Origin of the sequence: Rhodococcus sp. DK176, from assembly GCF_038447315.2 — a bacterium.
GTDB lineage: Bacteria > Actinomycetota > Actinomycetes > Mycobacteriales > Mycobacteriaceae > Rhodococcus_F > Rhodococcus_F jostii_A.
Map to the genome: position 1 here is coordinate 268187 of NZ_CP118323.2, position 12591 is coordinate 280777.

General features: G+C 66.7%; 10 protein-coding genes. 5 read left to right on the forward strand and 5 right to left on the reverse strand.

Annotated features, from left to right (window positions below):
- The first annotated feature begins 10 nt into the window (after positions 1 to 10).
- Positions 11 to 1504 (forward strand): wax ester/triacylglycerol synthase family O-acyltransferase, encoded by a 1494-nt coding sequence (locus PSR88_RS39915; RefSeq protein WP_016881461.1) that lies wholly within the window; start codon positions 11 to 13, stop codon positions 1502 to 1504.
- On the forward strand, positions 1504 to 2853 hold the full coding sequence (locus tag PSR88_RS39920; protein ID WP_020476768.1) for a wax ester/triacylglycerol synthase domain-containing protein: 1350 nt from the start codon (positions 1504 to 1506) through the stop codon (positions 2851 to 2853). Before PSR88_RS39915 ends, PSR88_RS39920 begins: the two co-directional genes overlap by 1 nt.
- 93 nt (positions 2854 to 2946) lie before the next feature.
- Here PSR88_RS39920 and PSR88_RS39925 read toward each other — a convergent pair whose 3' ends face one another.
- On the reverse strand, positions 2947 to 3579 hold the full coding sequence (locus tag PSR88_RS39925) for a hypothetical protein (RefSeq protein WP_051004132.1): 633 nt from the start codon (positions 3577 to 3579) through the stop codon (positions 2947 to 2949).
- A gap of 103 nt (positions 3580 to 3682) precedes the next feature.
- Positions 3683 to 4564: a universal stress protein gene (locus PSR88_RS39930; RefSeq protein WP_016881464.1), complete on the reverse strand. Its 882-nt coding sequence runs from the start codon at positions 4562 to 4564 to the stop codon at positions 3683 to 3685.
- Positions 4565 to 5114: 550 nt separating this feature from the next.
- Here PSR88_RS39930 and PSR88_RS39935 point away from each other — a divergent pair.
- On the forward strand, positions 5115 to 5297 hold the full coding sequence (locus PSR88_RS39935) for a hypothetical protein (RefSeq protein WP_016881465.1): 183 nt from the start codon (positions 5115 to 5117) through the stop codon (positions 5295 to 5297).
- Between the two features lie 457 nt (positions 5298 to 5754).
- Here PSR88_RS39935 and PSR88_RS39940 read toward each other — a convergent pair whose 3' ends face one another.
- Positions 5755 to 6789, reverse strand: coding sequence for a magnesium transporter (locus tag PSR88_RS39940; protein WP_157180111.1), 1035 nt, complete (start codon positions 6787 to 6789; stop codon positions 5755 to 5757).
- A gap of 682 nt (positions 6790 to 7471) precedes the next feature.
- Between PSR88_RS39940 and PSR88_RS39945 the strand changes: the two genes are divergently transcribed.
- A complete protein-coding gene (locus PSR88_RS39945; RefSeq protein ID WP_237723984.1) occupies positions 7472 to 8551 on the forward strand; it encodes an IS110 family transposase in 1080 nt (359 codons plus the stop codon).
- Positions 8552 to 9015: 464 nt separating this feature from the next.
- On the opposite strand, the gene PSR88_RS39950 is transcribed toward PSR88_RS39945, so the two are convergent.
- Positions 9016 to 9219, reverse strand: coding sequence for a cold-shock protein (locus PSR88_RS39950; protein ID WP_016881469.1), 204 nt, complete (start codon positions 9217 to 9219; stop codon positions 9016 to 9018).
- Between the two features lie 1038 nt (positions 9220 to 10257).
- On the opposite strand from PSR88_RS39950, the gene PSR88_RS39955 reads away from it, so the two are divergent.
- Positions 10258 to 11070: a hypothetical protein gene (locus PSR88_RS39955; RefSeq protein ID WP_016881471.1), complete on the forward strand. Its 813-nt coding sequence runs from the start codon at positions 10258 to 10260 to the stop codon at positions 11068 to 11070.
- A 262-nt stretch (positions 11071 to 11332) separates the two neighbouring features.
- Here the strand turns inward: PSR88_RS39955 and PSR88_RS39960 are convergent, their stop codons facing one another.
- Positions 11333 to 12208 carry a universal stress protein gene (locus tag PSR88_RS39960; protein ID WP_029538649.1) on the reverse strand — a complete coding sequence of 292 codons (876 nt, stop codon included), beginning with the start codon at positions 12206 to 12208 and terminating at the stop codon, positions 11333 to 11335.
- Positions 12209 to 12591: the final 383 nt, after the last annotated feature.

A 12591-nucleotide genomic window follows, 5' to 3' on the forward strand; every position in this document is an offset into this window, starting at 1 on the left:
GCCAGAGCCAGTGGATGACAACAACTTGAGTTTCCTGGACGCGGGTTTCCTGGAAACGGAGGACTCCGACCCACACGCGAGCCTGACGATCGGTGCTCTCGCCATCTTGGAGGGCCCCGTTCCCGGGCAGGACGAGTTTCGTGACACCGTGGTCGCCCGTTTCGCGGAGCTCCCGCACGCCCGCGACAGGGTTCACACCGTCCCGCTGGACTTCAGCGCACCTACCTGGTCACCGGATCCGCGTTTCGACCTCGGTCATCACCTGCGGAGGGTCGCGCTCCCGGAGCCAGGGGAGGAGGAGGCCCTGTTCGGGTTCGTCGCCCGGGTGATGGCGCACCGGCTCGACCGCGACCGCCCCTTGTGGGAGTGCTGGGTCGTCGAAGGCCTGACCGACGACAGCTGGGCGGTGCTGACCAAGATTCATCACTGTATGGCGGACGGGATCACCGGAACGAAACTGTTCGAGGCTATGTGCGACCAAGTCGTGGCCGAAACGTCGAGGACTGCACAGTCCGACACCGACACCGACACCGACACCGACACCGACACCGACACCGACACCGACACCGACACCAACGCCGATCCGGTGCCGACCGGCGGCACACGCCTCGAGAGCGACGAGAACCTGGTCCGCTCGATGATGGAGTTCCTCTCCCCGATCCGGCAACTCCGGCTCGTCTCGGCGGCTCTGGCCGTTCCACGCCGGCTCACGGCCGCCGGTATCGGCGTCGTAACCGGCCTCACCCACCTGCTGTCCGAGATGCTGACCTCGTCTACGGACACCTCGCTGATCGGACCGATCGGGCGCCAGCGCCGCTACTGTGCCGCGCGAGTCCGGATGCACGACGTCCGCGAAATCTGCACCAGGTACCGGGTCACGGTGAACGACGTCGCACTCGCCGCGATCACCAGCGGACTGCGGCAATTGCTCCTGCAGCGCGGCGAGCGCCCCGAACCGCACACGGCCCGTACGCTCGTTCCCGTGTCCGTCCGCTCCGCAGCCGAGGAAGATGGGACCCACAATCAGGTCTCGCTGATGCTGCCCTTCCTGCCCGTCGACATCGACGACCCGGTCGAGCAATTGGTCGCTGTCCACGACCGGCTGACGGCACACAAGACGAGTAAGGAAGCCGAAGGGGGCAAGGCGTTCACCGCGGTGGCCCAGTACGGGCCGTTCATGCCCATGGCCTGGGCCGTTCGGCTCGCGACCCGGTTCCCTCAGCACAGTGTCGTCGCCGTCGCCACGAACGTGCCCGGACCGAAGGCCACCCGACACGTGCTGGGACGGACGATCCTGGAGATCTTCCCGTACGTGCCCATCGCGCTGCGGCTGCGGATCGGGGTCGCGATCCTCAGCTACAGCGACCATCTCGCCTTCGGTCTCACCGGGGACTACGACACAACCCCGGACCTCACCGACCTTGCCGACTCGATCGAACGCGGTGTCCTGACCCTCCTCGCCGCGGCGCGCGCGGCGGACGCGGCGGACGCGGCCTCCCAATGATGGTCGAATATGGAGATCCCCTCTCTCGCCGGCATGGCGGTGTAGACCGCATCGGCCCCGGCGATGTGATCGAGCTCGTCTCGGATGTCGGACCGGTACCTCTGAATATCGGCGCCATACTGTTCGTTGCCGCTGAGAGCGGCGTGGACGCGTCGACCGTCGACGCCACGTTCAGGCACCGGATCGCAGGGGTTCGGCGCTTGCGGCAGCGTCTGGTCAGGGCACCGTGCGGCCTGGGTCGGCCGTACTGGGTCGACGACGACAGGTTCGACGCCGGGGCCCATGTGTCCCGGGTGCAGTGCCCGAGTCCGGGGGACCGTGACGCTGCCCTCGCATCCGCTGTGGACGCGGTGACCAGGCCGCTGCCGTGGTCACGGCCACTGTGGCGGGCGGCGATCATCACCGACCTCGTCGACGGTCAGGTCGGTCTGGTGATGGTGATGCACCATGTCCTGGCCGACGGAATCGGTGGCCTCGCCGTCCTCGCGCGCCTCGTCGACGGCATGGACGCGACGGAGCCGGCAGCCGACACTGCAGCCCCGTCCCCGGCGCCCCGCCCGAGTGATCTCCTGTCCGACTGCGTTGCCGAACGCCTTTCCACGCTGCGCCGGCTTCCGCACGTCCTCGCACGAATGCGGGGCGGCTGGACCGAACTCGGTGGCGGTCGCGGCCGGCGGGCAGCCCGGTGTTCCCTGAATGTCGCCACCGGCTCCCGCCGCGCGGCGGTGTCCGTGGAGGTCGACCTCGACGGTGTGCGCGCGGCGGGCCACAGGGTGGGGGCCACCGTCAACGATGTCCTGTTGGTCGCCGCCACCGGGGCTTTGGCCGCACTGTTGCGTGAACGGGACGAGTTCCCCCCGGAGTTGGTGGTCTCGGTGCCCGTCTCGGCCCGGCGATCGACCACGAGTGGGCACCTGGGAAACCAGGTCGGTGTGATGCCGGTTCGTGTACCGCTCGCCGGAACGTTCACACAGCGGCTCACCACCGTGTCGGGCGTTACCCGCGCCCAGAAAACCCGAACCCGAGGTACCTCCTCGGCACTGATCGGCCCCGTCCTTCGGTTCCTGGCCGCCGTGCGGTTGTTGCGGTGGTTCGTCGACCGTCAGCGACTCGTCAACTCGTTCCTGACCGACCTGCCCGGCCCACCCGGACAACTCGCCGTCGCCGGAGCCCCGATCACCGGCATCACGCCGATCACCGCCACCGCGGGGAACGTCGGCGTCGCGTTCGCGGCGCTGTCCTACGCAGGCACCCTGACGGTCACGATCATCGTCGACCCCGACGTCGTACCGGAGATCCACGCCCTCGCCGCGGCTCTGCACGAACAACTCCGGGCGGCCATCGCATGACGGACAGGACCGCGTGTTCGCCGCAACGCGGGGTCAGCCGCGAACCACGCTCGACGGGGTCGGCTTCCGAACGTCCTCAGCAAGCCCAGTTGGTCATCTCGATTCTTCCGCACCGTCCGGCCGCGGGAAGCGAGGGCGAGACTCCGCCTCGTCACGGATCAGTCGCAGTATCGGCCCGCTCATCGCCTTGACGAACGGACCCACCACCGTCCAATACCTGCGAAACATCCGCCGCGCCCTCTCATCGGTGCCGTGGACGCGGACCTCGGCGACCAGGATGGAGGTACGCGCGTCGTAGGCGAGAACCGCGAAACCCCAGGCGCCGAGGCCATATCCGGGACGGGAGAACTGGCCGAAGTCCGCGGGGGCCCACTCGACGCGGCCGTAGCCCTGCTCCCACCAGCGCCCGATGAACCCGAGCACCAGCGCGTGGTCGGGCTCCTCCGCGAGAAGCTGGAACCCGCCGTCGGGTTCCAGCAGCTGGTCGAAACGGAATTCGGACCCACTCCGCTGGATATGTGCACACCGACGTGCGCGGAGGGCGTCGATCGCAATTCGGGCCAGGTTCGGCAGCGCGACCACTGGCGACCGGAAGAAGTCGACGCGGCGAAGGGCTGCGAAGATCTCCGGCGCAGACGCACATACGACCTGCGTGCGAAGAATGCGTTGCTCATAAATCGGCAGCTGGGCTTCGATCAGGCTCGATCTGCGACCGGGGTCGTGCACGATACATCTCCTCCTGAGCGCCCTCAGCGGGTCGGATCGCATTGCCATTCCTCCAGATCGGCCGAATCACACCCCGCCCGTCCCGCTGGCGCCGCTAGCGCCGCTAGCGCACGATGAGGAGGGGGCAGACGACCGAATGCATCAACGCCCTGCTGGTCGACCCCAGCAGCATGCTGGAAAACCCTCCCCGCCCCCGACTCCCCACCACGAGAAGCTGCGCGCCCTCGGCTTGCTCCCGCAGGTGTCGGGTGGGCCGATCCCTGACCACGATGGTGCGCACCTTCACGTCCGGATAATTCTCCGCGCGGCCGGCGAGATTCTCGGACAGCAAGGCGGTTTCGTCGGCCGCATCCCGCTTCCACTCGGCCTCGGTGCCCCCGTCCAAGGACAGTTCCAGAACAATGTCGGCCCATGCGTGAACGGCGACGAGTTCCGACTGCCGCAGGGCTGCTTCCTCGAAGGCCATCGCGATGGCAGGTGCACTGTGTTGAGTTCCGTCGACGCCGACGACAACCGGTCCGGGAATGTCATTGATGTCGCGATCGGGTACTCCACGGATCACGGCCACCGGGCACCGGGCGTGGGCAGCAACCGCCGAACTGACCGATCCCAGGACGGCACGTTCGATGATTCCCCGTCTGTTCGCGCCGACCACGAGCATCGAAGCCCTCGCGGACCGCGCAAGAAGTTCACCGGCCGGCGTCCCGGTGCAGACGGTGGTGACGATCTCAATGGTGTGTCCGGTCACCGCGTCACGGGCGGTCTGCGCCGCACGGTCCAACCTGTCGTTGCCGTCGCGTTCCTCGTCATCAAAGAAGCTGGAGGGCATACCGATCGGGACGCCGTACATTCCGGGAACGAACGCCGTCGTGATCAGTGACAGGGGCGTGTTGCGGAGCGCGGCTTCCCTGGCCGCCCACGACACAGCCTGCAATGATGATGGTGAGCCGTCGATTCCCACAACGATCGGGCGGTGGCCGGACATGGTGCACTCCTACGGGTTGCTGGCGCCAGTTTCTGCCTTGACCTTCATCGTTGCGGCCCGCGTGTGGCACCCGTAGGGGAGAAGGTCACCAGCCCACGGACCAAGGACCGAGCGCCTCGAAACGGATGGCTGACGACGGGCGAAGTCCGCAGACGTGAACTTCGTCCAGCCCACATCCACCGCCCACCGGGGGCGTACAGTGCCGGGTGCTCGGAGCGCAGCACAGCCTGGATGTGCCGGACTCTCGCGCACCCCGGCGGCCGTTGACCCAATGTTGCTTCAGCACAGCGGCGTGAGGTGACCAAGGACTCTGGCATCTGGACACCGGCGGTGATGACACTGAGACGATGGATGCGATCGAACCCCTCGGCATCCGCATCCCGGATGTCGGCCCGCGTTGCCCCGACGACGTCCTACTGCTCGGGGTGCATGGCCCGATTTCCGGTGCTGCGGGGGCACAAGGTCATGCTCCCCGAACGACATCGGGCGGGAACCTTTCGCGACCGGTCGGCGGTCACCAGCGGATCCGCCGTGGGGAAGGAATCTGACGATGAGCGACAGCAACACCGGCGCCGCGGGTGGCGGAGCGATATACGCCCTGGGCATCTTCGGAGCCTGGGTATGGTTCTGGCAGCAGGCGGACGCATTCTGGGAGTACGTCCTCGCGATCGTCCAAGGGCTACTGTGGCCGGCCTGGATGGTCTACGAGGTCTTCAAGGCCCTCGCTGGCTGAGCGCTGCGATCCCCCGCCGGCCACCGCGGCAACGTACCACTCGCCTGCGGGGTCGCGGCGTGGACGCAGACTACGGCGTGCTGCAGGCGGCCCTGCCCGATGGTGGGAACCGGGCGATGAGGATTTCCGCTGTGATCGAAACGACGCAGACTATCTGCCAATCGTGTTCCCGCGGGTGGGGGTGAATCCGGACAAGCATGTTCCCGTACACTCAGCGTCGGAGTGGGTGTGCCCGAAATGGCAGCGCCACAGCACGATGCGGTTTGGCCGTGCACGAATATGGCTACAACAACTGCCACATACTGAGACCGAGGTGGACGCTGCAGCTCGTCGCGATCCGGCGTTCGACGCCGTTCGGACGGCGGATGCTGGCTGCCTTGCTCGCGACGCAATCGCGTCGAAACGTCCGCGGCGCACGGTCCGTGCTCGGGATCATATGACGGTCGGGGCAGCGGATCTAGGTGACGAGGCTGGTGACGGCCGCGAGATAGATCAAGATTGACAGCAGGTCCTGAACGACAGTGGCAAGCGGACCGGAACCGAAGGCGGGGTCCTTCCCGAGCCGCTGGAGGAGCCACGGCAATACCATCGCCACGAAAGTGGCGATCGCACTGGCCGCGAGAACCGCGATGGCCACCGCGACCGCGAGCATCATGTCACCGGTCATCAGGCTGACGACGGGGAGCATCACCACTGCGAGGAGAGCACCCACCGACAGACCGGTGAGCGCCTCCCTTCGCACGATACGTCGAATTCCTACCCCCACCGACAAGCCGCGGATCGCCAGGGTCTCGGTCTGTGTCCCGACAGCGTCCGCGAGATAGACGATTCCAGGTACGAAATAGGCCACGGCAACGTTCGCTTCGAGGGTGACTTCGAATGCCGCCATGAACACGGCCGAGACCATGGCACCCAACAATCCGACGAGGAGCCACGGAACCCGGTGCCACAATCTGCGCCGCACACTCTCCACGCTCGTCTCGCGGGTGGTCTCCACCGAATGAAGGAAGCCGCCGAGGCGTGAAAGGTCCTCCTCATGCTCCTGGAGCAGCACCGCGAGAAGTTGCTGCGGTGCGATGACTCCACGGAACCGACCATCGGAATCGACCACCGCCAGCCCCGGCTCCCCGTGCTGGACCGCCTGCCACGCGGCCCGTTCCTGGTGAGTATCGGGCCTGACCACCGGAGGATTCGAATCCATCACCTCGCGTAGCGTGGCTCCGTTCGGGGCGCCGAACATGCGCTCAATCGGTGCGATACCCACGAGCCGGCCACCGTCCAGGACAGCGACGACGCAAGCACAGTCGTATCGCTGAGCAACCATGTCGCCGAGTACAGTCGCCACCGAATCACCCGGCGCGGCAGTCGGAACCCGTGCGCAGGCATGCCAGAGCGCAGTCCGCGGTTCGGGCTCATCGTCGAAGACCAGCAATTCGGACACTGGCACACCCTTCCAGAACGAGTTGTGAAGTGCCCTTCGATCCTCCAACATCCGCCCGCTGAGCGGTGTAGTCCGGGGTACCGCGTGGAGATGGTTGACCTAGGGGCGATGCCCGGACGATGCGCGAGCGGCGCGCATCGGCGCAACTGCTGGGATTCGTACGATGCCCAGCTCGATGGATCGCCCCGCACTGCCTCGTCGAGGTGCGGCGGTGGGCGGGGCCGTGCTCACTGCCGTACTTTCCATGATGATCTGGATCTCGATGACCTCATCGTCAGCGGTGGCGAGGATCGCTCACTGGTCGAGTAGCACTTTGTAAGTGGTAGATCTGTGGTGGCAGAGCGGGCAGGTACCGATCCAACGGGCAAGGGCGCGTTGGAGTTCGCGCACGATTCCGTAGAGGGTTAGTCCTGCCCAGTCGTTTTTGGGTCGGCCAGCCGCTGGGTGGTGAGGAACAGGTGGGCGGCGGTGACCTTCGGTGGCGTGGTGGTGTACTGGCCCTCGAGAACCCAGCGCCGCCCCGGTTTCGGTGCGGACGGTTCCGCGCGTAGGGCAAGTCCGCCGCCGGCGTGTAGGGCCGGCCGAGATGGGGTCGGTTCTGGATACCGGCCCCGTGGTGATCGGTTAGACAGTATGAGGGTATGGGCTGGGGCCCACTCCACATGTGAACGTGGGTTGCCGACAGGAAACGGGTCCTGGCCGGTAGAGCCACAAGATGTGGGAGGCCCCAGCAATGAATCAGCGTACGAGCGTCGGATTGGATGTGCACGCACGATCGGTCGTCGCGTGCGGCCTCGACGGGCGGACCGGTGAGCTGTTCGAGCGCCGATTGACGCCCGATCATCGCGACATACTCGAGTGGATCCGGTCGTTGCCGGATCCGGTGAAGGCGACGTACGAGGCCGGGCCCACCGGGTTCGGGTTGGCCCGTTTCCTGGACACTGTCGGCATCGAGTGTCTGGTGGCCGCGCCCTCGAAGCTGCAGCGCCCGTCCGGTGATCGGGTCAAGACCGACGCGCGAGATGCGCGACATCTGGCGAGATTGCTGCACCTCGATCAGATCACCTCGGTCACGGTGCCGAGCGTGGCGCAGGAGGCGGCCCGGGATCTGGTGCGCGCCCGTGAGGACGTGCGCCGGGATCTGATGGCGGCTCGGCACCGGCTGTCGAAACTTCTCCTGCGGCAGGGAATCGTCTACTACGGCGGGCACGCGTGGACGCAGGTGCACGACACCTGGCTGCGCAGCCAGCATTTCGATGAGCCCGGGCTGCAACTGGCCTACGAGACCGCGTACGACACCATGCTCGCCGCCCTCGGCCGGCGCGACCGTTTGGATGCCGCGATCACCCGGATGGCCGCCGACAGCGCCTACACCCCGGTGGTGACCCGGCTCGGGTGCCTGCGCGGGGTGTCCACCTTGACCGCCTTCGGGCTGGCGGTCGAGATCGGGGACTGGCACCGCCTGACCGGCCGCTCGATCGGCGCCTACCTGGGACTGGTGCCCACCGAGTCGTCCTCAGGCGCCTCCCGCTCGCAGGGGGCGATCACCAAGACCGGCAACGGGCACGCGCGCCGGTTGCTGATCGAGGCCGCCTGGCATCACCGGCAGCCCTATCGTGCCGGGGTGGATCTGCGGCGCCGCTGGGACAAGGCCTCACCGGCGGCCCGAGCCCGCGGGCAACGGGGCAACCGGCGCCTGCACGAGCGCTGGGCCGGGTTCGACGCCCGCCGCAAGCGTCCCGTGCTGGCGAACACCGCCATCGCCCGCGAGCTCGCCGGGTGGTGCTGGTCGTTGGCCGTGCTCGACAACTGACCCACGGGGCCTTCCCCCGCCGCGGCCATTCTGGTCGTTGCTCGTCGGGCGGCAAGGTCGGTTCTCCTCGCTTGCGCTGCGGGGACTCCACCTCGCCCCCGCTCCTCGGCGACGACCGATGAGGCACTGACCGGGGGCCGGCAGGACCCCACGAACGTCCCGGATGATCACACGGTTGGTGACAACAGCGCCTAGGAGTGACCCGCGAGACAACTATGAGCAATCCTCAACTGCACGTTGGGATCACGCTCGAGGTTAGACCAGCGATCCACTCCAGCCGAACAACTGTCTTTGCGGTAGCCAACCCGCGCATATCAGACTTCGACAACGCGTCGATAACCGACACGCTCGCCACCAACCACCAGATTCATCCGGGGCCACCGAGGCGGACGTCCACGACGACGGTCCTGGACGTCCGCCTCCTGCTGCCCTCTTGACAAATCTGCGTCCATATCAGATGTCGGCTAGATGGGCCGCACATTCTGGGCTTGCGGGCCCTTTTGCCCCTGCCCGACCTCGAATTCCACCCGTTGGTTCTCCTCGAGCGACTTGAATCCGCTGCCCGCGATCTCCGAGTAGTGGACGAACAGGTCGGCACCACCGTCATCGGGTTTGATGAACCCGAAGCCCTTCTCGCCGTTGAACCACTTCACGATGCCCTGTGCCATGCCGGTAACACTCCCTGCAACTCCCGAGCCGGACCCCAGGTCGACGTCCCGATCTCGATACCCTGATCCTGCCATTCCCGACGGCCGTCGGGTCGGTCGACGTCCCCGGAGCGGGAGATCCGTCCGCACCCGGTGACCGGACCCGCGGCGCAAGCCCGAAATGTCCTCGCCGTGGTCCGGAGGCTCGCGGGGAGGGCCTGCGCCGAACGCCCTGATGCTGCACGATAATCAGCGCCCCACCCGGGCGTTCGGCTCCCCTCGGCAGGCTGATGACCTTCCTGAAGCGTACCGACTGGTCTGGTGAGGGGTGATAAGGGGGCGGCGTGGTGCCGGTGGCGTCCTCTGCAACGGAGCACTGGGAAGGATCGCCGGGTATCGAAGATTGTTCGCCGGCGTGGACGATCCCATCGGGGGCGGCCACGGGAGCGGAGGGTGGTGACCTTAGGCCCTCACCCTCTCACCGGCTCGGCCTCCACACTGAAGTGGAGCACTCCGACCGGCGGGCTGTCAGCTGAACACCCCTCAGCCTCGATCAAGCGGAAGGTCTCGGTACCAAACCTCCCACGACAGGCACCCCCGAGAGGACCACCCCATGAAGACACCGGTGGCACACGCGACTGTGGAGGGATCCACCCGCGGGACCGCCGAACACATCGCGTCAGGCCGCGACCACAACGGTTACGTCGTGGACGTCCGGCGACTGGCTGCGATCAACTCGGTGGGTGACGAATCCATCGCCGTCGGCAGTGTGATCCACAGCTCACTGAGGCCCACGACGCGGTCGAACGCCTCGTCCCGCACCTCACCGGCCCGCGTGCTGTGGCCGTACTCAGTGTCCTCGGTGGGAACGACAAGCTCCCTCCTCTCACCGCGGCTGGCACGGTACCTGCGCCGGATGCCCCGAACCCGCAGCCATACAGCCCCTACGATCGCCGGCGGACGTGCGGGATGGGGATCACCGCGTCTTCGCGGGGGGCAATCGCGCCCAGCGCGTGGCCAGGGTTCGACCGAACGTGTTCGAGCTGATGGGCGGACACGATGCCGCGGACCCGCTGGACCGGCGGCGACAAGTGGATGGCCGTGATGCACAACCGAAATCAGCAGGAGGCGACGATGACCCGGTCCGGATCCGAGCCCTTCGATGCAACGCGCCGATTGTCTGCCGACGTCTGCGGGCTCTCGCTCAGACGGTGGATTGCTCTGTGCGCCTGCGCCGAAGCCATCGGCATGACCGCCGCTGCACTCGCCGCGAAACTCTCCCAGCGCCTGCTCGGGGACGATCCGCAGGTGCCGGCCACCGCCACGGCACTCACCCTGGTCGTGGCCGGCGGACTCATCGAAGGAAGCGTGCTGGGCGCCCTGCAGGCCGGCGGGCTGCGACGGAGCGTTCCCCGGTTAAACACCCGACGCTGGCTGTACCTCACGGCCGCCGTCGCCGGACTGGGATGGGCTGCGGCGTCTGCGCCCAACGTGCTCAACCCGAACCAGACCGGTCCGCAACCGGCACTACCTCTCGTACTCGCAGGTGCGCTTGTACTCGGGGCGACGATGGGTGTGTTTCTCGGTGCCGCACAAGCGACCACCCTTCGCAGCCTTGTTCGCAGACCGGGACGGTGGGTGTTGGGCAACGCACTGGCGTGGCCGCCGACGATGGCAGTGATCTTCATGGGTGCAACCACACCTGACAGCACCTGGTCGACACCGTCGGTAACGGCATTGGGAACCGCGACCGGAGTGGCCGCCGGAGCCGTGCTAGGCATCATCACCGGACGTTTCCTGCCTTCTCCCGACGAAGTCACGGCGCGTACGGTCGCAAACCGAAACCCGGGCGCCGAGGACGAAAGTTCCTGATAGCGACTTCGTGCGCGTCGCCAACTTGTCGGTTTCGGTGGCGGCACTGCGATGCCGCCACCGGGAGCCAGGACTGCCGATGGCAGGCCGACAAAGCGGTCAAGCGGTTGGCCGGGGGCTTCACATGACGACGGGGAACGACGCTGTCGGCGAAACCCGATGGGCATGCCAGGCGATCGGTAGGGATGAATACACGTTCCGAGTGGCGAGTTGTGAAGCTTGATGGGAACGTTCTAGGATTCGGGTTTATCGCGGCACCGCCCTAACGGGTCACCAAGATTGGGCATGTGACGGAGTGCATCAGCGCCCGGCTCGTCGAACCGAGCAACATGCTGGTGAATCCGCCGCGGCCGCGGCTACCTACTACGAGAAGCTGTGCATGCTCGGACAGTTCTCGCAGATACCGTGCAGGCTGGTCCATGACCACCACTGGCCGCACCTTTACATCCGGGAACTCTTCGGCGCGCCCGGCCAGGCTCTCCGACAGTAACGCTCGCTCGTTGCTCTCGACCTGTGACCAGTCGTAGTCGCTGGGGAAGGGGGCAAACAGATCGACATCGGACCAGGCATGCACCGCGACGAGATCGACCTGCCGCAGGGCGGCCTCCTCGAACGCCATTGTGATCGCAGGTTCGCTGTGGTTTGTCCCATCGATGCCGACGACGACGGGCCCTTCCACCCTGTTGATCTCGATGTGCGGCAGGCCCCGGACGACAGCCACGGGGCATTGGGCGTGGGTGACAACCGCCGCGCTGACCGAACCCACGATCGCACGTTCGATTAGTCCGCGCCGGTTCGCGCCGACTACTACCAGCCGTGCGGTCTTCGAGCGTTCGAGCAGTTCCGCGACCGGGCTGCCGGTACAGAACGCGGTATCAACGTCGATCGGGGTACCATCGGCGACCTCGATCGCAACGTCCTCCGCTCGGGTCAGACGCTTCTTGGCGTCGCGTTCCTCTGCCTCGAAGAAAGTGTCGGGAATACCCATGGGGACGCCGGCCACACCCGGAACGAACATGGTGGTGACCAACGTCAGCGGTACGTTCCGAAGTGCGGATTCTCGCGCAGCCCAGGAGACGGCCTCCAAGGATGACGGCGAGTCGTCAATCCCGACAACGATCGGACGGTGGGCGGTCATGGTGGTCTCCTCGAATCGCTCGGATGATCCCGACCCCACCATCGTCGCCGCACCCGCCGCCGACACCGTAGGGGAGAAGGTCCTCACCTTTCCAGCGCGCGTCGAGGAAGCAAGGCAAGGGAGCAGGACCAGCAGAGGGTGGCACCACCGCCGTTTGTAGATGGTGAACCTGCCACCAACCTGGCGATCAGGTGGCCCGCCGGTCATAAAGACGGCAACGTGAACGTTTCACCAGCTCCTCCAGATAGTCCACGCCGACTTCGGCGACAATCGATGGGCATCGCTGGCATATCGCGGGGCTGCCCGCGGTATGGATCTGCGCCTGTCCTGACAGCGTGGGCGAGCAGAGTCCCGTCGGGACGACCTTGGGATCCTAGGATGGG

What these genes read in the sequence shown, in the direction of transcription:
- PSR88_RS39920 (WP_020476768.1), top strand. Translation starts at nt 1,504, where the DNA reads ATGGTCGAATATGGAGATCCCCTCTCTCGCCGGCATGGCGGTGTAGAC.
- PSR88_RS39930 (WP_016881464.1), bottom strand. Translation starts at nt 4,564, where the DNA reads ATGTCCGGCCACCGCCCGATCGTTGTGGGAATCGACGGCTCACCATCA.
- PSR88_RS39935 (WP_016881465.1), top strand. Translation starts at nt 5,115, where the DNA reads ATGAGCGACAGCAACACCGGCGCCGCGGGTGGCGGAGCGATATACGCC.
- PSR88_RS39940 (WP_157180111.1), bottom strand. Translation starts at nt 6,789, where the DNA reads ATGTTGGAGGATCGAAGGGCACTTCACAACTCGTTCTGGAAGGGTGTG.
- PSR88_RS39945 (WP_237723984.1), top strand. Translation starts at nt 7,472, where the DNA reads ATGAATCAGCGTACGAGCGTCGGATTGGATGTGCACGCACGATCGGTC.
- PSR88_RS39950 (WP_016881469.1), bottom strand. Translation starts at nt 9,219, where the DNA reads ATGGCACAGGGCATCGTGAAGTGGTTCAACGGCGAGAAGGGCTTCGGG.
- PSR88_RS39955 (WP_016881471.1), top strand. Translation starts at nt 10,258, where the DNA reads ATGCCGCGGACCCGCTGGACCGGCGGCGACAAGTGGATGGCCGTGATG.
- PSR88_RS39960 (WP_029538649.1), bottom strand. Translation starts at nt 12,208, where the DNA reads ATGACCGCCCACCGTCCGATCGTTGTCGGGATTGACGACTCGCCGTCA.